Source organism: Fulvimarina fulva, assembly GCF_039652615.1.
Lineage (GTDB): Bacteria > Pseudomonadota > Alphaproteobacteria > Rhizobiales > Rhizobiaceae > Fulvimarina.
The window spans coordinates 54,173-77,249 of the sequence record NZ_JBDJAC010000013.1 but is presented as its reverse complement, the minus strand read 5'-3'; the positions used below and the strand labels follow the sequence as shown (position 1 = coordinate 77,249).

Below are 23,077 nucleotides of genomic sequence, written 5' to 3'. Positions count from 1 at the left end.
CCAGCGTCTTCTTCAGATACGCTGACCGGCGTGGAAGCGCTTCGCCTTGGCGGCGTCGACTATCTGATCGGCGAGGAAGGCACGCGTGAGAACGACATCCTCTTCGGCACGGCTGGTGACGAAACGCTGGATGGTGGTTCGGCTGACGACATCATCGTCGGAGGCGCGGCATGGACACGGTCGTTCTTGCCGGCAACAGCACGGACTACACGGGTTCGCGCAGCTTCCGGTCCTTCGAACTCTCGAGCCAGGATCAGAGCGTCGAGCTGCGGGGTGTGAAGAGGGTGGTCTTCGACGATCGCGAGGTCGACCTGACCGATGGCGGCGAAGCCTTCGATGCGCTCTTCGTGTCGATGGACGATGCCGACGCAGCCGATTGCAGCGGTGTCTTCTCCCATACCTTCCCGGGTTCCTCCTCCTTCGGATCCCAGTTCGAAGCGTCCGCCAACGATCTCTTTGAGTTCGCGAGCGCCGACTTCGATATGGCCATGAACCACCAGATGGTTCAGCAGGATCCCTACGACTTCAACCCGGCCTGATCGCCGTCAAAAGCTCCAGCGACTATCGACCGCCGCATTCTTCCGGATGCGGCGGTCGTCGTGCTTTTGAAATCATGTGTCTTCCAGCGTCCCGTCTTGTTCGAATGCAAACCGCGCGATGGGGCCAGCCGCCTGTTCCGTTTCGACGGACAGCGACCGGGCAGCCGCCTTCCTCGCCACTCCGGCCATCGAGACCTATGCGGATTTCGTCTTTTACAGAGAAGCGCCGGTGGGTCTGACGCCGAACGTCTTTTACCACCTGTTCGGCAGGTACCATCGGCGGCCAATTTTGGATTGAAGCATTTGGGTCATCTTCGTTTCTTTGTCACGATGAAGAAGCCCAGATCCTGCTCACATCACAACCTCAAATCTGTGCGATAGGCGCTGGCGGGGGACAGAGGCCGGCAGTGCTCCGCTGATCCCGATCTTCAAAAATCCGCGGCTACGTCTGATGGGGTCTGGAACTATTGCCTCAATCTATGGCATGCCGCATGGGAGAATGCTCAAATCGCACAGACGACGAGCGTGGCCCTGATCGCTTAAGTTGCCGATGCGACCCTGAAAATGGTCTTCAAAGGCGCTGTATCTGCATTTGAAGGAAGGAATTCTACAAGAATGCGAGCGATCTCTTTTGTGGCCGGCGACGCATGAGGCGCTGCATTTCTGGCCGAAATGACGTTTCAGGACATTGCTTATGACCGAAACACTGTCCATCTCGGCAATCGTTGTCACGTATTTTACCGGGAAAATCCTGGAAGACTGCCTCGCATCGCTGAATGCCTGTCCAGAAATCTGCGAGGTTATCCTTGTCGACAACGGCTCGGGACCGCTTGAGCGGGATATTATCGAGCGCCAGAAAAGCCTGAACGATCGCCTGACCTGGATCTCTCACCAAGGCAATATCGGCTTTGCCATCGCCTGCAACCTCGGCGCGCGATCGGCCACGGGCAGTCATCTTCTTTTCGTCAATCCCGATTGCGTGGTGCCTGGGGGTGCTGCCGCGGCGGTGGCCGAGATCGTCGGTGCCGAGGGGGGCGACTGGTGCGCAACCCCGAGGCTGGTCGACGAACGGGGGCTCGAGCAGGTGGGCGCGCGGCGCAACGAACCAACTCCGTCGCGCTGTATCGTCGAGGCCCTTGCGACCGTTCTGTCCGATCGCGTGGTTCCCGCCCATCTTCGGATCAACCTCAACGCCGAGCCCCTGCCCACAGAGCCGATCAAGGTCGACGCGATTTCAGGGTCCTTCATGCTGATGCCGCGCGAAACCTTCGCGGACGTCGGCGGCTTCGACGAGCGCTACTTTTTGCATTTCGAGGATCTCGATCTCTGCCTGAGGCTGAGGCAGATGGGAGCGCGTCTCGTCTTCGTCCCATCCGTCGACGTCGTTCACGTGAGGGGAACGAGCCGCGTCACGCCGCTGGTCGTGGAGCGGCTCAAGGGTCGAGGGCTATGGATTTATTTCAAAACATTCTATGCGAAAACCTGGCCGTGGCCGACTTTGCGTCTCGTGTGGCTTGCTATCTACGGATCGCTCCTGACACGAGGCTTCATAAGGACGCTGATCGCACGCATGTTTGGCAAGACGGATAAAGGATGCAGTCATGGAATGGCTTGATGGGCGTGGACCGGAACGACATTGCCCGGCCTGCCATGCGACCGGGGAGACCCACAGGGTCTTGAAGATCCGCTCGGCGCTTCCGCCTCAGGAGGAGTTGACGCTGGAGCGTTGCGCAGCCTGCGGCAGCGCCTTCTTTCCCGGTTTCGAGGAGCCGGCCTATGAAACGGTCTGGGGCGGAGACGCCGCTCTCTCCTTCTATCAGGAACAGGGGGCCGGCATCGATGTGATGCTCGCTTCGCTCTATGCCGTGCCACACGAGAACATCGAGCGCTTCCTCGAAATCGGGTGTGGCTTCGGCTTTTCCGTCGATTTCGCGGCCCGCGTTCTCGGCTGGAAGGCCCATGGCATCGATCCCGGCCCTGCCGCCCGGCTCGGGCGCGACCTTCTGGGCGCTTCCATCGACGGGGCCTATCTATCGCTGGAAAACGCGGAGGAACGCGAGTCTGTCGACCTCATGCTCTGTTCCGAAGTGATCGAGCACATTGCCGATCCCGACCCGTTTCTCGCGGTTCTCGCCGCCCATCTGACCGAAACCGGCACCGTTCTTCTGACGACCCCGAATGGCGACGCGGTCCGGCCGGACACGAGCCCCGCGACCCTCGCCCCGCTTCTCAGTGCCGGCTATCACGTGATCCTGTTCTCGCCGAAAGGGCTCGAGGCAGCTTTGAGAAGAGCTGGGTTCGAAGGCGTCGTGGTAGCCGATTGGGGACATTCCCTGCGCGCGGCCGCCTCACGCAAGCACTGCGACGCAGATTTTACCCGGCCTCTCGACCGGACTGCCTATCGCGACTATCTCGAGCGCGTCGCCTCCTCGGCCGAGAAGGCAAGCGCCCTGTCGCTCGGCATGTATGGGCGGCTCCTCAAGGAGTTCGTCAATGCTGGCGACTTCGATGCGTGCGAAAGCGTTCTCGAACCGCTTCGCGCCGCTCTGTCCTCACGCTGGGGGCTCGATCTCGACGCGCCGGGCACGATGCCGCTAGACGGCCCGCTGCCAGGTTCGCTGGACGATCTCTACCGGGTTCATCCCTTCAATCTGGCGACCCTTCTCTACATGACCGGCATGCTGGCGCTCGCACGCGAGCGAAACGATGCGGCGGCCGCGTGCTTCGCCGCCGCGGCGAAGGCCTCCGATCGCGTGCGCTCTGTTCTCAGAAACATCGGCTCCGACGACGGCGAGACCGAGGAGCTGGGCTGGCGGGCCCGTGCCCGCACCGTCGCTCTGGGCGCTCGCAAGAATCCCGATCGGGCGGTCAGTGCCATCGATCGCCTGGCGGAGGAAACGAACCAGCTCGGGGAACGTATGCCCGCGCGGATTCTTGCCGATCTGCGCCGCGACGTTTTCGTCACGCTGGTCGGCGACAGCCACCACATGGCTGCCGACCGCCTTGCTGCTGGCATCGAGAAGACCGATCTGACGGAAGACGCCATCGGCGTCTCCACCGGTTTTGCCCTGGGAATCCTTGAACTCAATCATCGCAATTCTCCCAAACGGGCCATGCAGCATTTTGGCGCGGCCCGTGAACGTCTCGATCGCCTGGCAAAGGGCGCCCATGAAGCAGGCTCCTTCGTCTGGGTCGTGCGCTACAACGAGAGCTTGGCGGCGCTGAAGGGGCGCGAGCGGGCCCATGGCAAGAAGGTCATGGAGCCGCTGCTGACACCGGACGAGGCCTATGGAACGCCCGACCCCAAGGTCGCCGAGCGCGTACGCAAGCTTGCCCGCGACTACGGACTGAGCCGGTGAGGGGCGTTTCATGTTCAGAATCGTGAGCGCCATGCTTCGTCTTCCGCTGCAGTTACGCGTTCCTCTCCAGCTCTTCTGGGGCTGGGTGCGGCTCGGCTTTGCCCGGATCATGTATCTGGCCAGCTTCCTGCGGACCGGGCCCTTCGTGCGTCAGGTCCGTCCGGGGGAGCGGAGCCTGGAGGGAGCTCGTGATGTCTGCGTCGTCGTGCATTTCGACCGCCGGGGACACGTGCACGAATTCCTGATGTACTATCTCTATCAGCTTCATGCGTCGGGTTTCGAGATCGTCTTCGTCAGCAATTCCGAGACGATCGAGGCGAGTGACGTTCAGCGGCTCGAGGAAATCTCGGCCCTCATCGTGGAGCGCCGCAATGTCGGCTATGATTTCGGCGCCTGGAAGGACGGAATCGAGCTCATTCCCGATCTTCATGCCCTTGATCGTCTGCTTCTCGTCAATGACAGCGTTTACGGTCCGATCCACCATATCGGGGCGTCCATCGATCGGATGAACCCTCAGGACGCCGATGTCTGGGGCATGACCGATAGCTGGGACTTCAACTATCACCTCCAGAGCTATTTCATGCTCTTCCACGCCGCCGCGATACGATCCGAGGCTTTCTCACGCTTCTGGAAAAGTGTTCGCTACGTCCAGTCGAAGACCTGGGTGGTGCGCCGCTACGAGGTCGGTCTGTCCCGGGCCATGATCCGCGCTCGATTGCGCTGCCGGGCCGCCTTCGCCTATCGCGATTGCGCGAAAAGCCTCGTGCGCGCCGTCGTCGAAGGGGGGGCCATCGAAAAGCTCGATCCGGTTCGCCAATCTTTCGTTCGCCAGATGTACAAGACCATCGATGCGGGCGTTCCCCTCAACGCCACGCATTTCTTCTGGGATCACCTGATCGCGAAGATGGGATTCCCCTTCATCAAGCGCGAACTCCTTCAGAAGAACCCGGCTCGCATTCCGCTCCTGAGCTATTGGGAAACCGTGGTGGAAGCCAATTCCGACTACGACACCAATATGATCCTTGAACATCTTGAACTGACGCTGAAAAACCGGACAGTGTGATTGATCATATGGCCGGTCTGCGCCGGCCATATGCACCCCGCATCCTGATAGACCGTGCCGAAAGGTGGGCACCGGCTTTCGGAAAATCCGATGCGCAATCAATAAACGAGGGTGTGGGTGCCGATTCGAGTGATCGCATCTCGTGCTCCAGTCTCCGGAGAGGGATACAGGTAGTTTGTCAACAATCGTATTCGGTGCTTCGGGCCTTGTCGGTACATATGTCGTTTCGCGGCTTCGCATGGCGGGCGAAGAACCGGTTTGTCTGACGCGCAGCCCTGAGAAGGCCCGTGAAAAGACGGGCTTTCGTCATCTGGATTTCGGCGCCGATACTCCGCTCGCGCAAGAGGGTGACGACGTCATCTCCCTCATTCCCCTTTCCGTTTTCGTCACGCTTTTGCCGCGGCTCGAACGTGCCGACAGAATCGTGGCCTTGGGCTCGACCAGTCTTCATTCAAAGATCCGATCGTCCGATCCCAGAGAAGTCGAGGAAGCCAGGGCGTTTGCCGAGGCGGAGGCTGTTCTTGCAGAAGCGCGCGGGCCGGGCGGTGCCGTCGTCCTGCGTCCGACCCTCATCTATGACGGATTGCGAGACCGCAATATTACGACGATCGCCCGCATGGCCCGGCGCTTGAAGATCGTTCCGATCGCAAAGCCGGGAAATGGACTGCGCCAGCCTATACATGCCGACGATGTCGCCGGTGCCGTCCAAGCGGTTCTCGCCCGTTGGGACAAGGTCGCCGACCAGCCAGCCTACGATCTTCCCGGTACGGATACGATGCCCTATCACGAAATGGTCGAGCGTATCGTGGCGCGGGCCGAACCCCGGGCGAGGATCATTCCGATCCCCGTCAAGGCGATCGAAGCGGGGCTGCGGATAGCCCGCCTTCTTGGATCCACCTACACAGTCGGTGCCGCGAACCGCATCAACGCCGATCAAGCCTATGACGGGACCGAGATCTGGCAACGGCTGGGCTTCGAACCGCGTCCCTTCCGTCCGCATTTCCCGCCACCCGGTCACAGCGGAGACGATGTCTTGCCCAGGCGGGAGGGGCTTGAGTCGCGGTCAGGTTCGTCGCCTGCCCCCCGCATGTCTCTGAACGACGATGGCATCATGGGTGCTGCCGCTTCAAACTCAGGTTCGATCCGTTTATGACTTCACTCGTTACCTCCCTTCGCTCCGCCTTCGGTCGCGGCAGTGGGCCCCGTCTTGCGATCGCAGAACGCTTCCGGTGCGATGTCGCGCGGCTCGGCGGAATCGAACTGCCGCTCGGGACGAAGCCCGAGGGTGCGCGCCAGATCGACCTTCTGATCCGCGACAGGGCGAGCAGCGCAAGCCGGCGGGCATCCTGGTCGCTTCAGGAAACAGCCCTTGGCGAAAGCGTGCCGGTCTCCTTCACGCCGATGCCGGTCGAAAAGGGTGCGATCCTCGATCTGGCGGTGGCCTTCGATGCGGATGCCCACTCGGCCCGGTCCCTTTGGGACGCCTTCGACAGGCTGGCCGGCGCCGAGCGCGAACCGATATCCATTCCCTGCCTGCCCAAGCGGGCGGCGAGCGAGGTTCTCGTCACCGCCAAGCGGTTCTGGTGCGACAAGAACGGGCTTTTCGTCGAGGGCGAGATCGCACGGCCTGCCGCCGAGATCGCCGCCGCGCGTCTCATCTGCGGCGAGGACAGCGCCGGCCTCGACATCAAATCGCTCAGTGAGGATCGCGCGCGCTTCACCGGCTATCTTTCCTGGCGCGTTGGAACGCCGGTCTGGATTTCCTGGCAAACCGGCGACGAAACCATGTTTCTCCCCCTCACTCTGCCGCGCGGCGACCTTCAGCCGACCCCATGGAAAGGCCGCGACGAATGGGACGAGGCTATGACCGAGGCGATGGCCGCTGAGGGCGGCGAGGAGAGCCAGGCAGCGGTTTCCTTCAAGCATTTCGTGCGCACCGCCGACGATCCGGAGAAAACCGTGGTGGAGGTCGGCGGCCGTGTGGTCGGCGATGCGAGCCAGGCGATGCGCCGCTACATGCCGAAGGCCGGACGCTTCCTCAGCGTCGACATCCATGCGTCCGACCATGTCGACGTCGTGGGTGATGCCCACTATCTCGACGATCTTCTCGGGGCCGAGAGCGTCGATGCGATCTTCTCGCTCTCGGTCATGGAACACCTGGCCTATCCCTGGCTCTTCGCGGCCGCAGTCAACCGCTCGCTCAAGACCGGCGGTCTCGTCTTCCAGAGCACCCCCCACACCTGGCCCCTGCACGAGACGCCGAACGATTTCTGGCGCTTCTCCGACGAGGCGCTGAAAATCCTCTTCGGCCCCGAAACCGGCTTCGAGATCATCGATGCGGGCATGGTCAACAAGATCTGGCTCTATCCGGAAGAGCGGCGCGGCGCTTTCGTCGACATGCCGTTCAACCATGGCTACGGCAATGCCTATATCTACGCCCGCAAGACGCGTCATATCGAGGCGGACAGTGTGCGCTGGCCGGTCGACCCCTCGGCGAGCGATACGCTGGCGCGCAACTATCCGCAGGCTGACCGTGCCAGTCGCAGCGGTGCCTGAGTGTTTCCGCAATCTGGGATGACCGGACGGATGATACCACGGGGCAAATGAATTGAACCGTGGCCAAGTCTCAACCCCACGTAATCATGCGAAATCAATCTGATCGCTTCGCCAGAACGGATTTCAGCGATGCTCAGACGCCGCACGGGCTGCGGGGAACGTAACGGGTCTCGCATTGGTGTCTTGCGAACGGGGACCTGTGCGGAAAACGTCACATAACGCTTGGTAAATGATAAAAAGAAGCGTTATCTGCAAACGGAATTGCTGCGCCTGGATCGCTGATATTGACCTGCTGTCAGGAAGCGATCAGTGAATCGCCAGGAAAGACTTGGAAGCGGCACGGGCATTTGCCGTCTTTCTGGTTCTGACCCGAGTGTTCGCCTGTCTCCAACGGATCGAACAGGAGAGTCTTTTGTCCGACGACGGTACGGCTCGGCAGCACAAGCTGGAGCTTCTTGACCGGGAGGCTTTTTCCAAGCTCTCCCTTCACGAGAAAAACGCTTACCTGCACACCCTTGTCCGAGAGATTCAGTCGGTCAGCGGGATACATCGCAGTCCGTTGGGCAAGGACCAGCTGAGCCGCCTCAGGCGTTTTTACCTGCGCCGGAGCATTGCTGACCTGAAGCTTCGCGACGAAGACATGAGCCCCGACGAGGAATCCCTCAGATCCTATGCGGATGCTATTCGACTGGGCCTGGTCGAGGTCGGAGCGAAACCAGCTGCAGAACCGGAGACACAAGCCACGAGCGGTTCCCCCGTCACGGCGGCAAGCGGGCCGGTCGAGGTCGGCGCTCAGTTCTTCGTGCCTTTGGGACATGCCGCGTCCGTCAAGGACGAGCTGGACCTGATGGACATCGCTCCATTCTCCCTTTCCAAGTCCGTGAACGACAAGGTTCTGCGCTACGAGCTCGAAGACAGCGTGGTGACCATCGAGGGGGGCGGTCAAGTTGGCCTCGCCACGGCCTACGACTACGACATCTTCATTCACATGGTCTCTCATCTCGCAGCGGAAATGCAGGCCATGGAGGCTGCCAGAAGCAAAGGCTTCGCTCTTCCTTTCCCGCCTCGCATCTATCGTCCGACCCTCAGCGACATTCTGAGCTTCTGCCAGCGGTCTTCCGGTGGCAAACAATATCTGGAGCTGGAAAAATCCCTCGATCGCCTTCAGGCGACGCGCATCAAGATCACCAATTTGAAGGACGGCGGTCGTCGCGAGACGGAGTCCTTTCCCCTGATCGGTCGCTTCCGCGTCGTTTCGAGAACTCAGCAGAACCGGGTCGAACGGGTCGAGATCGAAATTCCGAGCTGGGTCTACGATGGGGTGACCGCATCGAGCGAAAAGCAGTCCGTACTGACACTCAACCCGGCTTATTTTCTGATCACGAGGCCACTGGCCAAGTTCATTTACCGGCTTGCCTGCAAGTCTGCCGGGGAGGGCACGGCGATCCACAGCCTCGAGGATGTGCATCGCAGAAGCGGGTCCTCCCTTTCATTTCAAAAATTCAGGGGTGTGATCAAGCGTCTTGTCGAGGAGTGCCAGACCGACCTTCTTCCGGACTACGACTTGCGTCTTGAACCAGAGCACGAGGCGCAAATCCTCATTCTCCAGAAACGCAACACGAAGACACCGGACATATCGGTCACCGTATCCTGTCAAAATCAAGTACATCATTCCCAGGATTTTTGACAAAATGGCTGCTCGCGCGGACCGTTGACCCTTCCCTATGGCGTCGAACAAGCATCGGGCGCTTTGACCCTCCTGCTAATATTCACCAATTGACCATGCCAAGATTTCGTACATCACATCCTGCGTCTCAGTGATTGTCACGCATGGCGACACCGATTCTATTCTGTCAAAAGTTGCCAAAAACGCGTACTTCATCTCTGGTCGCCTGTAAGGCCGTGATGATCGACTGGTAAACGACAGCAAAAGTAGACGGCGTTGCATTTTATAGATTGCGATGCAGCATTCTTGGTGCTAAGTCACACTCGACAATCAGTCAATTCAACCTGTTCGAGGGGCCTCCTATGGCAACAGTTTCTGGCGGCACGACCAATGCCGGCGCTGCAGTAAACAGCAATCCGTCCATCACCGATGCAACGAAGGCAATCCTCAACGGCCGGAGTGCTACTGGTGGCGTCTACACGACGCAGAACGCAGGCTCGGCATCGTCTCCGGTCCTGGCCGGCGGTCCCGACAACTCGGTCACCATCGTTGACCTTCCCAACTCCGTCGTTCAGGTCGGTGGCCAGGCCAACGCGTTCGTCGTCGCCGACCAGCCCGCGACCATCGCCGGTGGTGCCGGCTCGGGTACGATCGTCGGTTCGACAGGCGGCGACCTCATCGGTACGGCTGCAAGTGGCGGCGGGCAGTACTTCCTTGCAACCGGCGCTGGCAATGACACGATCATCGCGGCTTCGGGGCAGTCCACGATCGATGGTGGCGCGGGTGCCGATGTCATCGGCGTCTTCGGTGGCCAGAACAACGTCTTCGTCGGAACCGGCGACACCGGTGTCATCGCTGGTGGTCAGAACACGATCGCCGGCTCGGCCGGGTCCACGACGGGCTTCGTCAGCGGTCAGAACGTCTACTTCGGTAGCGCTGGTGCGGAAACGATCGTCGCGGCGCAGGGTCAGAGCACGATCTCTGGTGGTGCAGGCAAGGACCTCTTCCTGTTCACCAAGCTCGACTCGACGGGTGGCAAGCATGTCATCACCGATTTCGGTGCTGGCGGCACGGCGGACACCCTGGCCTTCGTGGGCCTTGGCGTTACCAGCGTCGACGCGCTTCTGCAGAACGCATCGGTCAGCGGTGGATCTGTCACGCTGAACTTCAACGGTGGTATCTCGGTCACGATCCAGAACACCTCTGTCGACGCCCTTCGCGGGAACATCCTGCTCGGCTAATCTTGCCAGCAGTGGCAGCAATGTGGGCTCGCACTTCGGTGCGAGCCTTTTTATTGGGACGTTATGGCATTCGTCTTTTCCGATAAAGCTGCGGCACTGTCCGGCCTCATCAGCACGAACGACCCGTCCGCGGAGCGACTGGCACGCGATCTGCTTGCCGTTCACGAGCACCATCTCACGGCGGTCGCCGGTCTCGTTCGCATCGATCTGGCTCGTCAGGATTACGGCGCGGGCTGGATCCATGGCATGCGCCTCATGCGCTTGCGGCCGGAACGCCTGGATTACCTTACATTGAACGCGGCAATCGCCTGGGCTGCCGGACGCCCCGGAGACGTGCTTGCAATCCTGCGCAAGGCGCGAACAACGTGCGGCCCGGACGCGACCCTCCTGACGGTTGGCCTGCGTGCCGCCGAGGCTCTCGAAGACGCCGAAGCCCTTCACGACCTTGGGAATTCCCTGGCTCTGCTGGGAGCGCTCTCGGGTGAGGCAATCGCGCAGCTTGATCATGTCCTGCGCTGTTCACCGGACTTCAGAGGTTGGATCTCGGTCACGGGGGAGGGCGGCCTTGTGGGCGCGCTGCACCCCGACAACCTGCCTGAGGCCGAAATCGCCTGGCGCAAGGCCGGTGAACCGGAGCGAAGGCGGCCTCTTCGGGATGTCGCGCAATTCGAAGACGCTGGCGATATCCTGAGGCTGCGTCTATCCCACCGCGCCCTGCCGGACGAGGGGCGACTGCGATTGCTCAGCGCCGATCACGAATGGCTCGGCTCGCCGATTGCGCTTCCCGCCCGGCCCGTCGTGCGCGGTATGGTTGGCGAAGACAAGAACGGCATCGGCGGCTGGGCCTGGGCACCGGGTGATCCAGACCGGTCTCTGAACGTCGTGGCTGAGGATACAAAGGGGCGGACGCTCACGCTGGCAGCTGAGGAGCGGAGCGATGTTGCCCAGTCGCTCGGAAGTTCGTCTTGGTCCTGTGGTTTCACGTTCGAGCTGGAGCGGCACGAACTTGAGCCGGGACGGATCGCCTTCAAAGCACTGGGCGTGTCCCTCTCGGGCTCACCCCAGATGATAGAAGGTCGATCGAGGCAAGCTCTTGCGCTCGCTCCCTTTCGACGCTCCGGCATCCGATCCGGCATGCGCGACGACGGCGTCCTTTGGGAGGCTATCGCCAAAGCGCCGATCGAGGCTGGTCGTGGCGGGCTGCGGGAGCGTGACCCGTCCGGTCCGGTTCTTGACGCGCCGAGGGCTGTTCTCGTGCCCGTCTATGACGGTCGCGAGGAGACGCTTGCCTGCCTCACTTCGGTGATCGATACGGTTTCATCGGATGTTCGCATCCTCGTCATCGACGACGCCTCGCCCGATCCGGATCTGTCGGATGATCTCGCCCAACTCGAACGGCAAGGCCGGATTGAACTCCTGCGCAACACCGTTAATCTCGGCTATCCTCGCTCGGTCAATCGCGGGCTGGAGATGCTTGCGGGTTTCGACATCGTTCTTCTCAATGCCGACTCGATCGTCGCCGGCGACTGGCTAACCCGTCTGACGGCGGCCTGCCACCGCGCCCCCGATATCGGCACCGTTACCGCACTAGCCCCCTCGGGAAGCATCGCCGGTTATGCAGCCGGAACCCGCGACCAGAATGCCGAAACGATCGCGGCGATCGACAGGGTGGTCGCGAAGGCCAATCCCGGCGACGTCGTCGACGTTCCGACCGGTGTCGGCCACTGCCTCTATGTGCGGGCCGATTGCCTGTCCGCCGTCGGGCGTCTCGACGATCTCTCCTTCGGCCGCGGTTATGGCGAGGAGAACGATTTCTGCCTGCGCGCCTCGGCCCTCGGCTTCCGGAACGTCGTCGCGGCCGACGTCTTCGTCGGCCATCTGGGAGAGCGGTCCTTCGGGCCCCAGCGAAAGATCCTGTCCCATCGCAATGGCCTGCTCATCGAGCGGCTGTATCCGGGCTACGATGCGCTGGTGGCGCGCCATATCGGAAACGATCCCCTGGCTCCCGCCCGCCGCCGCATCGACCTTGCCCGGCTGCAAGCCGGGCCGCCGGCGGTTCTTCTGGTCACCATGGGACTCAGCGGAGGGGTTGCGACCCATGTCGGCGAGCGGGCTGAAGTGCTTTCCTCGCAGGGTCACCGGGTTCTGACGCTTCGGTCCCTGCCGCCTGCTCCGGAAGACGATCAAACCCAACCGGGGCGGTGCAAGCTGACACTCGAGGATCAACCCGATCTCGAGGACCTGGTCTTTGCGGAAGACGAATTCGACGCCTTGCTTCGCCTCCTGCGCAGCCTCGATATCCAGCGGCTCGAAATTCACCACATGCTCCATCACCATCCCCGGATCTTCGATCTGCCCGCCCTGCTCGACGTGCCCTACGAGATCGTCGTCCACGATTATTCATGGATCTGTCCGAGAATGGCCCTGGTCGACGGATCGGGGCGATATTGCGGAGCGCCGGACGCTGCCGTCTGCGTCAAGTGCGTGACATCGTTCGGCTCGATTTCCCATGAACCGATTTCGGTCGCCGAGCTTCGCGAGCGCAGTCGAGCCTTCTTTGCGGGTGCGGGACGAGTGGTCGTGCCTTGCCGTGACGTCGCCGCCCGGCTCGAACCGTTTCTGGGGAAGAAAACGATGACGGTGACCCCCTGGGACGAGGTCCGGCCGCTCTCCCGCATCGCCCACGTGGAGGGAAGCCGGGAGGCCGAGCCGCTTGTCGTCGCCGTGCCGGGCGCCATCGGTTTTCACAAGGGTTTCGAGATTCTGAAGGCCTGCGCCGAGGATGCGAAGGCCCGCAGGTTGCCGCTCGATTTCGTTCTGCTCGGCAACAGCGAGGACGACCATGCCCTGTTCGCGACGCGCAAGGTGTTCGTCACCGGAACTTATGAAGCGGATGAGTTGCCGACGCTGCTCGCCGCCTCACATGCAGAACTGGTGCTTCTCCCCTCGGTCTGTCCCGAGACATGGTCCTATACGCTGAGCGATGTCTGGCGGAGCGGGCTTGAGGTGCTTGCCTTCGATCTCGGCTCGATCGCCGAACGGATAAAAGACCATGGAGGCGGCCGACTTCTGCCGCTCGAAACGACGCCCGCCATGGTAAACGATGCTCTGCTTGCCTGGAAGCGTCCCGCCTTCACAGGCTTCGCCGTCAAGGCTAAGAACACCACCGAACAAACTTTCGAACGCCGTCATTGATGTGATGGAATCGGACAAAGGATCTTTTCATGGACGCCAGTCATCCCGCGAAATCTTCTGAGAAGGTCGGCTCCTCGACGCAGATCTTCGCCTTCTCTCCGGGGCTGTATTCGGTCACCATCACCGAAAACCGTTTCCTGAACGCGAAGGATAAGATGTCACTTCCGGCGCTGCATATCGTTCCGGTTGCCGGTGACGGCCATGTCGACCTTCTGGGCTCCAAGACCTCGCCCTTGCTGTCCCGCGTCGGCGAGGCGGCTGTCGTTCGCATCACAGGTGGCGAGGCGTCGCTTGCCTTCATCTCCCTGAAGCCGGCCGATCACCCGGACGCATCCATCGGCATCAATCTCCAGCGGATCGACGCGGATGCCCCGAAAGCGTCGGCGCAGCCCGCCCTTGCCTTTTCCGGCGCGCAGGCAACACCCGGCCTTTCCAGCCGTCCTGAGGTCGCAACGTCCCGGAACGAAACGGCTCGGCACGGCACGCCTGCGCAGTCCCCCGGCAGCCTGATGGGCCAGAACGTCCTTCGCTGCGAGGTTCTCGTCCATGTACAGCGCTATGGCGACATGCGTGTCTCCGACCTCGGCTGGGCCGGTCTTCAGGGCCAGGGAAACTGGATCGAGGCCGTATCCATCACCCCGCTCGAAAGCATTTCCCGCGCCAGCCTGGAATATAAGGCCGTCACGGCCAATGGCGTCGAGACGCCCTGGATCCGCAGCGGCGAGATCTGCGGCAGTCGGGGCATGGGCCAGGCGCTCACCGGGATCGCCATCCGTCTGACGGGGGAGGCGGCGCAGCGCTACGATGTCAGCTATGAGGGAACCTTCGTCAGCGGTGGGCGTAGCGCCAAGGGTCAGAACGGTTCGCCCTTGCGGTCCGACCGCATCGGCGACGCGCTGGAAGCCTTGCGGGTCTTTATCGTCGAGCGCCGCACCGAAGACAATCACGAACGGATCTTCTGATCGCACCTGCGATCGCGGTGAGAGCTCGCGGTAGGGTCAGGACGGCGGCCTTGGAATCGCCATACCCGGCTCGGCCACGCGCAAGCCTCGTCGCAGGATTTTGCGCCATCAACCTTTTCAAGGAAACGATCCTCCATGACCCTGGAAGAGCATCCCCTGCCCAAAGTGCTCAATGTGGGAAGCGGACCGCCGGGGGCGGACGATCGCTTCACGGCCCAGTTCGTCAGCGGCGGCAATTGGCAGGTCGTGCGCGCCGACGTCGATCCGAACGTTGCCCCGGACGTGGTGGCGACGGCGACCGATCTGTCCGCCCTGCAGAGCGACAGCTTCGACGCCGTCTGGTGCTCCCATATTCTGGAACATCTCTTTGCCCATGAAACGGAGACGGCCGCCCGTGAAATCTTCCGGGTCCTGAAACGCGGGGGCACGCTCTTCGCCTTCGTGCCGGATGTGGAGGCCGCCGCCCGCGCGGTGGCTGCGGGCGGGCTTACCGAACCACTCTATACCTCTCCGGCAGGTCCCATCACGCCGCACGATATTCTTTACGGCCATGGCGCATCGATCGCGGCCGGGCGCACGGCCATGGCCCATCGCAGCGGTTTCACGCCCAACCGCCTCGGGGAGGACCTGCACAAGGCGGGCTTCGATCCGGTCGTCGTCCAGCGGACGACCCATTTCGAAATCCAGGCCAAGGCGACCAAGCCTCTCGGCGACTGGTCCGACGACCTGCGCACCTATGGCGAGACGCCCGGCATATGAATGTCCTGTTCGTGCATCAGAATGCGCCGGCCCAGTTCGCCCATGTGGCGCTGCGCCTCGTTTCGCAGGAACACCGCGTCGTCTTTCTGACCCAGTCTCTCATGAAGCCTCTTCCGGGGGTCGATGTGCGCGTCTATCAGCGCCATCGCTCGCCCTCGCCCGAAACCCATCACTACCTGTCGGATCTCGAATTCGGCGTCCTCAACGGACAGGCCGTCTACGAGGCCTGCCGGAGCCTGCGCGCCGAAGGCTTTCATCCCGATGTGGTCGTCGGCCACTGCGGATGGGGCGAGACGCTTTTCCTGAAGGATATCTGGCCGCAGACGCCGGTGCTCGCCTATTTCGAGTTCTTCTACCGCTATGACGGTGCCGATGTCGGTTTCGACCGGGATGCGATCGTCAACGAGGACGATCCGCCGCGAATCAGGGCCAAGAACGCCATCCCGCTTCTCGCCTTCCAGACTGCCGACTGGGGCGTGACGCCGACGGCCTGGCAGAAATCGGGCTTTCCCGCCTATATGCAGGAGCGCATCACCGTCCTCCACGAAGGCGTCGACACCGTTCGCGCAGCGCCCGATCCAGAGGCGCTGTTGATTGCCAAGGGCGAGCGGTTCAACGCGGGCGAGGAGATCATCACCTATGTGGCGCGCAATCTGGAGCCCTATCGCGGCTTCCATATCTTCATGCGGGCCCTGCCCGAGGTCTTGCGCCGCCGCCCCAATGCCCGCGTCCTGATCGTCGGGGCCGAAGGGGTCAGCTACGGCTCGCACCACAAGAGCGGACGCTCCTGGAAGGACGTCCTTCTCGACGAGGTCGGTGCCGGGCTCGATCTGTCCCGGGTCCATTTTCTCGGCCATCTTCCCTACGAACAGTATGTCGGCATCCTGAAGGTCTCGGCCGTCCACGTCTATCTCACCTTTCCCTTCGTTCTCTCCTGGTCCTGCCTCGAGGCGTTGAGCAGCGGATGCCTCCTTCTCGCCTCGAAGACGCAGCCGGTCGAGGAGGTGATCACGGACGGGGAAAACGGCCTTCTGTTTGATTTTCACGATATCGAGGGGCTGACGGAGCGTCTCGTCGACGTCCTTGCGAACCCCGAGGCCTACGCCCCGCTTCGCAGAAAGGCCCGCGAGCGTTGCATCGAGAGCTTCGACCTGGAGACGGTCTCGCTTCCTCGCTACCTGAAGCTCATCGACGATGTTCGGCAGGGAAAGACGGTATGAGCGATTGGGGACAAGGCTATATCACGGATGTCGGATACACCCGGACCCACTTTCGCGAACTGACGCCCCGCTATCTGGCGCTGACGGCGCTTCTTCAGGGCTTTCGGCCGCCTGATCCCGATAGGCCCTTCCGTTATCTGGAGCTTGGCTGCGGACGCGCTCTCAGCCTGATCACGGCCGCCGCCTCCCATCCCGATTCCACCTTTCTCGGGATCGACTTCAATCCCGAACACGTCGCCTCCGCCCGCCGGCTGATCGAAGCCGCGGGTCTCGACAATGTCGAGGTGCGCGAAACCGATTTCGAGAGCTTTTCGGCCGACACTGCGCGCCACGAGCCCTTCGACTTCGTCGCTCTGCACGGTGTCTTCAGCTGGGTGAGCGCGTCCAATCGCGATCACATCGTCTCTATCCTGTCGAAATTCGTCGCGCCCGGTGGTCTCGTCTTTCTCAGCTATAATGCAATGCCGGGCTGGGCTCCCCTCATGCCGCTCCAGCGGCTTTTGCGCGCGAAGGCCGAGGAAGCCAGGGGGCGCAGCGATCAGAGGATTGGCGAGGCGATCGAGTTCGCCCGGCAACTGAGCGAGGCGAAGGCCGGCTATTTCGCGGCCCATGAGGGCTTTTCCGCTCATCTGAAACGCATCGGAAGCCAGGACGTGCGCTATCTGGCGCACGAATACCTCAATCAGAGCTGGACGCCGCACGCCTTTCCGGATGTCGCCGATGCGCTCGCGCCGGCCAAGCTCGGCTATGTCGGATCGACCCTGTTTTCCAATAACGTCGACCGCTTCGTGATGTCGGGCGAGCTGCAGACCCTGCTCGCGGCGATCTCCGACTGGCGGTTGAAGGAATATGTGCGCGATCTCATCACCAACACGGTGTTTCGGCGCGATGTCTGGGGCCGTGGCGCCGAGCGGATCTCGCCCGACGAGCGGCTTCGGCACCTGTCGCGAACGCAATTCACCGCCATCGCCGACTTTCCCCAGCCCCCGACGGCCTTTTCCATTCCGGTCGGCGAGATCCGCTATTCCGAGGAGATGGCCCGCAATGTCTGGACGACATTGCGCGGGGGACCGAAGAGCGTCGACGAGATCGGGCGAAGCGTTGCTTTCACACAGGAGAACTGGCTCGATTATCTGACGCTGCTCGTCCATTCCGGCAGGGCCCATCCCTGCCGAAGGGCCGAAACGGTTACCGACGATCTGACGGCGCGGACCCGGCGCCTCAACGCCGCTCTTCTGGACGAGACGCCGAAGCCCGTGGAGACCGCCTTTCTCGCCTCGCCGCTTCTGTCCGGAGCGCTGCCGATCGATCCGGTCGATCAGCTGCTTTACCGTTCGTGGCGAGAGCGGCCCGGCGAGAGCGAGGCGGCGTTTGCGCGCCATCTCGCGGACGCCATCGCCGACCATGTCCTCACGGTTCTGCCCGAGGGCGGCAGTCTCGACCAGCTGACCGGTTCGAGAGCCAATACCGGCGCCGTCGCTGCAAGGCTCGATCTCTGGAGACGCCTCGGCATCGAGCCGTGAGGTGCTTGTCTTGCAAAAGTGGAGAGCATTTTCGGTTCAACTCGGCATCAGCCACTTTTACCCTCCAGCGCGGTCACGCGTGCCTTCAGATCGGCGTCGGTCTGCCACATCGCTTCGATAAGTGCATTGTGGGTCACGTGCTTCTGGGCCTGGCTCGCCATGATGTAGGGCAGGCCGATCGAAGGGGTGCCGTCGGTCATTATCGTCCTCGCATGTGAATTCTCTCACGCGCCAGTGTCGATCAACGCCGGTGTACCGGGGATAAGTTTGGCCTCGATTTAAAGGCGGGGCTTGGGGCGGACGGCATATCCCTTCGCCGGGGCGATGGTGTAGAGGAACTCTCGTCAGTCGAAGGAGTGGGTGATGGACCGTGTCGATTGCGTGGTCGTCGGAGCAGGTGTGGTCGGTCTTGCCATAGCAAGGGCGCTCGCCAGGACGGGGCGCGAGGTGGTGGTGATCGAGGCGGAGGCGGCGATCGGCACGGGGACGAGCTCGCGCAATTCCGAGGTCATCCATGCCGGCATCTATTATCCGGCCGGGTCCCTGAAAGCGCGGTTCTGCGTGTCGGGCCGCGAGCGGCTCTATGCCTATTGCGCGGAACGGGGCGTGCCGCACCGCCGGCTCGGCAAGCTGATCGTGGCAACCGACGAGGCGCAGCTTTCCGCGCTGGAAACCATTCGCAGCCGCGCCGAGGCGAACGGCGTTACCGATCTCGCCTTCGTCAGCCAGGCCGAGGCACAGACCATGGAACCGGCGCTCGCCTGCCGGGGCGCGCTCCTGTCTCCTTCCACCGGCATTATCGACAGCCATGCGCTGATGCTGTCACTGCGTGGCGAGGCCGAGGATCACGGTGCGATGATCGCGTTCCGTAGCCCGGTGCGCGCGGCCTTTGCCGAGGACGGGCAGATCGTCCTCGATGTCGGCGGGGCCGAGCCGATGCAGATCGCCTGCGGCGCGCTTGTCAACGCAGCCGGGCTCGGTGCCTGGGCGGTTGCCGGGGCAGTCGAGGGCGCGCGGCCCGGCTCTCTGCCGAAATGCCGTTTCGCCAAGGGAAACTATTATGCGCTGTCCGGTCTGCGCGCGCCGTTTTCGCGGCTGATCTATCCGGTGCCGGAAGATGGCGGTCTCGGCGTTCACCTGACGCTCGATCTGATGGGCGATGCCCGGTTCGGCCCGGATGTTGAATGGCTTCCGGAGACCCCGATGCGCAAGCCGGAAGCCGGACCCGCAGCGTTCGACTATCGGGTCGATCCCCGACGCTCGGACGGTTTTTACGCCAGTATCCGGCGCTATTGGCCGGCGCTGCCGGACGAAAGCCTCGTTCCGGCCTATAGCGGCATCCGCCCCAAGCTCAGCGGTCCCGGCGAGCCGGCGGCCGACTTTCTCATCCAGGACGAAGCCGAACACGGCGTCCCCGGCCTCATCAACCTCTTCGGGATCGAATCCCCGGGGCTGACGTCCTCGCTGGCGCTCGCAGACGACGTGGTGGAGCGGGTCGAGCGCGCCGGCTGATGGCTGATATCCGGCGGTCCCCTGAAACCGTTGGTTTCAAAAGACCGCTGGCCTCATACCGCCGGCCTGAACCAGAGAAGGCCGTCCATCTCGTAACTCGAGCCGAGACTGCCCACCCCATGTCCGGTGAAGGTGACGGCAATGTCCACGCCCGACCGGTCGGTCTGGGATGATCCGTCGATATCGATGAAGATCGTCGCGCCCTCGTAACCGGCCGCGCCGTAATTGTTTTCCCAAAAAACCCGCGAGGTGCCGGGCTTGAAGCCCCATATCGTCACCTGCTCCGCGCCCGGAATGAAATCGACGATCGTCGACCACGCCACCTGACCATCGCGCGCGTCGACGAAAAACGTGTCGGTTCCGCCCTGTCCGCTGAGGAAACCCGAACCAATCCCGGCATCGAGGATGTCGTTGCCCTCGCCGCCGAAGATCACGTCGTCGCCGGCAAGCCCGTTGATGAAGTCCGCCTGGCCCGTTCCGATAATTTCTTCCTTGGCGGCGCCCGACCCAAGATATTGCCAATTGATCCCGCTGATCGGACCGCTATAGGCCGTCGCACGGACGCTCTCGCCGGCTCCACCGGTGTTGACCCTAAATGTAGGGGTGGTGTCGGGTGGTGTCGTCGGAGGCGCAACCGGGACCGGCGTTGGATTTGTCGGAGGAGCGACCTCAGGGGGTGTCGGTGTTGCTGGAGGAGCAACTTCGGTGGGTGCTGGAGGCGGCGGAGGAGCAGGTGGGGTGGTGGGTCCATCGGGGGTAGGGCCGGTGCCCGTGCCTGATGGGTCCCCCGATGTGTCTCCCGTCGGATCGGTGGAGCCGAACAAAGCGACGATCTCTTCGAACCCGTAAGCCATATCGGCAAACTGGATGTTCTCGATGCTGTTAAGGATCAGGTCGATGCCATCTCCGACGACCTGAATGGCTCCGTCGAGAAGGCTAAACGTAAACGAGGAAAAGACATAGTCGTACACGACCTGGTCAAAGCCTTCGCCGCCGTCGAATATATCGTTTCCGCCTTTTCCATTGAAGAGATCGTCTCCCCCATTGCCAATCAGATGATTGTCGGCGCCGTTGCCGATGAGGATATCCTTGCCGGAGCCGCCGATCGCATTCTCGATGACCGTGCCGACCGCAAGGGTCAGATTTCCGATCCGGCCACCGATATTCGAAGTATTCTGCGAGGTCTGGTCGCCCGTCTGCACCGTGAGATCAATACGCTGGTTCGCGCTGTAGCCGCTGAAATCCACCGTATCGATACCGCCGGCATCGATGATCGTCGACGCGGTTCGGTCGGCATAGTCCGCATAGGCGTTCCAGATCCGGCTCTCTGCAGCGGAAATCGTGGTGTTGAAGCCGTAGACCGTATCGCCCGTGAAAGCGTTGGCCGTGCCGTATCCGTATTGGCCGTAGATGTCGTCGAGGGCGATCCAGTCGACCGCCATCGGCGTCTGCAGAAACTCGTAGCTGGCGTTGACGGCCGTATTCTCGGTCTGCGAGAAATACGACATCATCGTCGCCTGCCAGCTGTCGTTCTGGAACTGCGCGGAGGTCGAGTAGCCCCCGCTTCCGTTGTAATTGCCCTGATGCCCGAGGCCGAGCGCGTGTCCGATCTCGTGGAAGATCGTCTGCAGCGTATAATCGTCGTAGGTGGAGGTGCCGCCTGACCAGCTCGCTGCGACATTGACATAGGAATAGTAGACCGAACCATCTTGGTACGTCACCGAACCTGCGTAGGCGCCGCTGCGATTGTCGGTGAAGAAGAAGTCGACGAGGTCGGTATCCGTGCTGGTCGTCTCGACGAACTCGATGCCGAGCACGGAGGCGTAAACGTCGAACGCATCGCGGATGAGTTCGGCGCGTGCGGCGCTCACACCGTCGAGATCGCTGGCGCCGCTATAGGCAAGGGACCCGCCCGTCCCCGAGACATTGTAGTAGAGAACGCCATTGTTCGGGTCGTTGCCGGTGGAGCCGAGATTGTGGCGGGAACCGTCATCGCCCCAGTAACCGATCCGCAGAAAATCCGCCATCTCGTCGAGCGACGCCACGACATGGGCATTCGCCGTTCCGGAGATGCCATCGGGATCTGCCATGACCTTCCGATCGATATCCAGCGAGCAGGCCGGACAGGCACAGCCGCGAAAGTGCTGGAGTTGCTCACGATCGTCCAGGATCATTTGACCGGTCCCCAAGATGCCGCTGAAAGTATCGTCCCCCATAAGCGTATGGGCAGATGAATTTTATCTGAATGATTTTGCGCTAAACGGCGGCTTTTGCGTGATTTTTCGGGCTCGTGCGACCGCGTGGGAACAGGCGGCTTGAAAGATCCGGGCTCTTTCTGTTCGTTGCCTTGAACGATCCGGCCGTTGATGCCGATGACCTTCCCGGCGTCACCAGCCTTTGAGCCAACAAGGTGAACGGATCGGGCTGGAACCTTGCGGCCAAACGGTCTACAGCACGGCCAGATTCAGGCCGCTTCGAGCGGCAGGACGTTCGATCTGTTCCGATCCGGTCTGCATGATACGGAGGACGGAACGGGGCAGAGCGTCTTTTAAGAACCGAGCGTCGTCACGGGCGGTCGATATCGGGCGTCTCGCGACGAGATGCAGCGGGTGAGACAGGAGACGGTCTTGGCACAGGAGACGGGCGCGGTATCGAATGGGCGGGCAGACCGTCCTGCGCCGACCTCTGGAGCGGTCATGGGCAGGATCGCGAGCGAGATGGTCCGTTCCGCCGGCCAATGGTGGTTCTGGGGACGTCTTGGCTGGTACGATATCCGCCAGCGATATCGCGGCTCGATGCTCGGCCCCCTGTGGTCCACCATCAGCATGGCCGTCTCCACCGTCGCGCTCGGTCTCTTCTACGGCTTCCTTTTGGGCATGGAGCTGGCGGAGTACATCCCGTTCCTATGCCTTGGCCTTATCCTCTGGGGCTTTCTGTCGGCTCTTCTGACCGAGGCACCCCAGGTCTTTATTTCCAATGCGGGGATCATCCGCGAGAGCCCGGCGCCGATCGGCATCTACGTGTTCCAGCTAATCTGGCGAAACATGATCGTACTCGGTCACAACATGATCGTGTTTCTGGTGGTCGCGCTTGTCTTCGGTCTCATGCCGACGGCCTCGATCTTTCTCGTTCTCCCCGGCATGGCGCTCGTTCTCATCAACGGGATATGGCTGACGCTGCTTCTGGGCATGTCCTCGGCCAAATATCGCGACGTCGCGCAGATGACGAATGCGTTTCTCCAGCTGCTCTTCTTCATGACGCCGATCCTGTGGAAGCCGACACTGCTTGGTCCTTGGATGCCGCTCGTCTATCTCAATCCCTTCGCCAGCCTTCTTGCCGTCGTGCGGGACCCCTTGATCGGCGCCGAGATCTCGCCTTTGCCCTGGCTCGTCTGCACGGTGATGGCCGTCCTCGGCTGGAGCCTTGCCTTGTTCGTCGCGTCACGTCTGCGCCGATCCCTCGTTTTGTGGACCTGAACCGAC

The 23,077-nt window shown here is 62.1% G+C and carries 18 protein-coding genes; 16 read left to right on the top strand and 2 right to left on the bottom strand.

Annotated elements, in window-relative coordinates; all coding sequences use genetic code 11:
• The first annotated feature begins 30 nt into the window (after positions 1 to 30).
• The 14 genes from ABDX79_RS19760 to ABDX79_RS16260 all read left to right on the top strand — a co-directional run bounded on the left by ABDX79_RS19760 (position 31) and on the right by ABDX79_RS16260 (position 18,083).
• Positions 31 to 279: a hypothetical protein gene (locus ABDX79_RS19760; protein ID WP_463671188.1), complete on the top strand. Its 249-nt coding sequence runs from the start codon at positions 31 to 33 to the stop codon at positions 277 to 279.
• Complete coding sequence (locus ABDX79_RS16320) at positions 171 to 539, top strand: hypothetical protein (RefSeq protein ID WP_346221373.1); 369 nt, start codon at positions 171 to 173, stop codon at positions 537 to 539. Before ABDX79_RS19760 ends, ABDX79_RS16320 begins: the two co-directional genes overlap by 109 nt.
• 694 nt (positions 540 to 1,233) lie before the next feature.
• Positions 1,234 to 2,154 (top strand): glycosyltransferase family 2 protein, encoded by a 921-nt coding sequence (locus ABDX79_RS16315; protein ID WP_346221372.1) that lies wholly within the window; start codon positions 1,234 to 1,236, stop codon positions 2,152 to 2,154.
• On the top strand, positions 2,141 to 3,898 hold the full coding sequence (locus ABDX79_RS16310; RefSeq protein WP_346221371.1) for a class I SAM-dependent methyltransferase: 1,758 nt from the start codon (positions 2,141 to 2,143) through the stop codon (positions 3,896 to 3,898). The genes ABDX79_RS16315 and ABDX79_RS16310 overlap by 14 nt, the downstream gene beginning before the upstream one ends.
• Positions 3,899 to 3,908: 10 nt before the next feature.
• Positions 3,909 to 4,961 (top strand): rhamnan synthesis F family protein, encoded by a 1,053-nt coding sequence (locus tag ABDX79_RS16305; protein WP_346221370.1) that lies wholly within the window; start codon positions 3,909 to 3,911, stop codon positions 4,959 to 4,961.
• Between the two features lie 175 nt (positions 4,962 to 5,136).
• On the top strand, positions 5,137 to 6,114 hold the full coding sequence (locus tag ABDX79_RS16300) for a Rossmann-fold NAD(P)-binding domain-containing protein (protein WP_346221369.1): 978 nt from the start codon (positions 5,137 to 5,139) through the stop codon (positions 6,112 to 6,114).
• Positions 6,111 to 7,517, top strand: a complete 1,407-nt coding sequence (locus ABDX79_RS16295; RefSeq protein ID WP_346221368.1) for a methyltransferase domain-containing protein — start codon at positions 6,111 to 6,113, stop codon at positions 7,515 to 7,517. The genes ABDX79_RS16300 and ABDX79_RS16295 overlap by 4 nt, the downstream gene beginning before the upstream one ends.
• A 412-nt stretch (positions 7,518 to 7,929) precedes the next feature.
• Positions 7,930 to 9,204, top strand: a complete 1,275-nt coding sequence (locus tag ABDX79_RS16290) for a replication initiator protein A (protein ID WP_346221367.1) — start codon at positions 7,930 to 7,932, stop codon at positions 9,202 to 9,204.
• Positions 9,205 to 9,545: 341 nt separating this feature from the next.
• Complete coding sequence (locus ABDX79_RS16285; RefSeq protein WP_346221366.1) at positions 9,546 to 10,424, top strand: calcium-binding protein; 879 nt, start codon at positions 9,546 to 9,548, stop codon at positions 10,422 to 10,424.
• Positions 10,425 to 10,487: 63 nt separating this feature from the next.
• Positions 10,488 to 13,619 carry a glycosyltransferase gene (locus tag ABDX79_RS16280; protein WP_346221365.1) on the top strand — a complete coding sequence of 1,044 codons (3,132 nt, stop codon included), beginning with the start codon at positions 10,488 to 10,490 and terminating at the stop codon, positions 13,617 to 13,619.
• Between the two features lie 29 nt (positions 13,620 to 13,648).
• Positions 13,649 to 14,581 (top strand): hypothetical protein, encoded by a 933-nt coding sequence (locus ABDX79_RS16275; RefSeq protein WP_346221364.1) that lies wholly within the window; start codon positions 13,649 to 13,651, stop codon positions 14,579 to 14,581.
• A gap of 135 nt (positions 14,582 to 14,716) precedes the next feature.
• Entirely contained in the window at positions 14,717 to 15,340 is a 624-nt protein-coding gene (locus tag ABDX79_RS16270) for a class I SAM-dependent methyltransferase (protein WP_346221363.1), read from the top strand.
• A complete protein-coding gene (locus ABDX79_RS16265) occupies positions 15,337 to 16,560 on the top strand; it encodes a glycosyltransferase family 4 protein (RefSeq protein WP_346221362.1) in 1,224 nt (407 codons plus the stop codon). Before ABDX79_RS16270 ends, ABDX79_RS16265 begins: the two co-directional genes overlap by 4 nt.
• Positions 16,557 to 18,083 carry a class I SAM-dependent methyltransferase gene (locus ABDX79_RS16260; protein ID WP_346221361.1) on the top strand — a complete coding sequence of 509 codons (1,527 nt, stop codon included), beginning with the start codon at positions 16,557 to 16,559 and terminating at the stop codon, positions 18,081 to 18,083. Before ABDX79_RS16265 ends, ABDX79_RS16260 begins: the two co-directional genes overlap by 4 nt.
• A 47-nt stretch (positions 18,084 to 18,130) precedes the next feature.
• Here the strand turns inward: ABDX79_RS16260 and ABDX79_RS16255 are convergent, their stop codons facing one another.
• Positions 18,131 to 18,283, bottom strand: a complete 153-nt coding sequence (locus ABDX79_RS16255; RefSeq protein ID WP_346221360.1) for a hypothetical protein — start codon at positions 18,281 to 18,283, stop codon at positions 18,131 to 18,133.
• A gap of 163 nt (positions 18,284 to 18,446) precedes the next feature.
• Between ABDX79_RS16255 and ABDX79_RS16250 the strand changes: the two genes are divergently transcribed.
• Positions 18,447 to 19,595: an NAD(P)/FAD-dependent oxidoreductase gene (locus ABDX79_RS16250; protein ID WP_346221359.1), complete on the top strand. Its 1,149-nt coding sequence runs from the start codon at positions 18,447 to 18,449 to the stop codon at positions 19,593 to 19,595.
• Between the two features lie 53 nt (positions 19,596 to 19,648).
• On the opposite strand, the gene ABDX79_RS16245 is transcribed toward ABDX79_RS16250, so the two are convergent.
• A complete protein-coding gene (locus ABDX79_RS16245) occupies positions 19,649 to 21,769 on the bottom strand; it encodes a M10 family metallopeptidase (RefSeq protein WP_346221358.1) in 2,121 nt (706 codons plus the stop codon).
• A 453-nt stretch (positions 21,770 to 22,222) separates the two neighbouring features.
• On the opposite strand from ABDX79_RS16245, the gene ABDX79_RS16240 reads away from it, so the two are divergent.
• A complete protein-coding gene (locus ABDX79_RS16240; RefSeq protein WP_346221357.1) occupies positions 22,223 to 23,071 on the top strand; it encodes an ABC transporter permease in 849 nt (282 codons plus the stop codon).
• Positions 23,072 to 23,077: the final 6 nt, after the last annotated feature.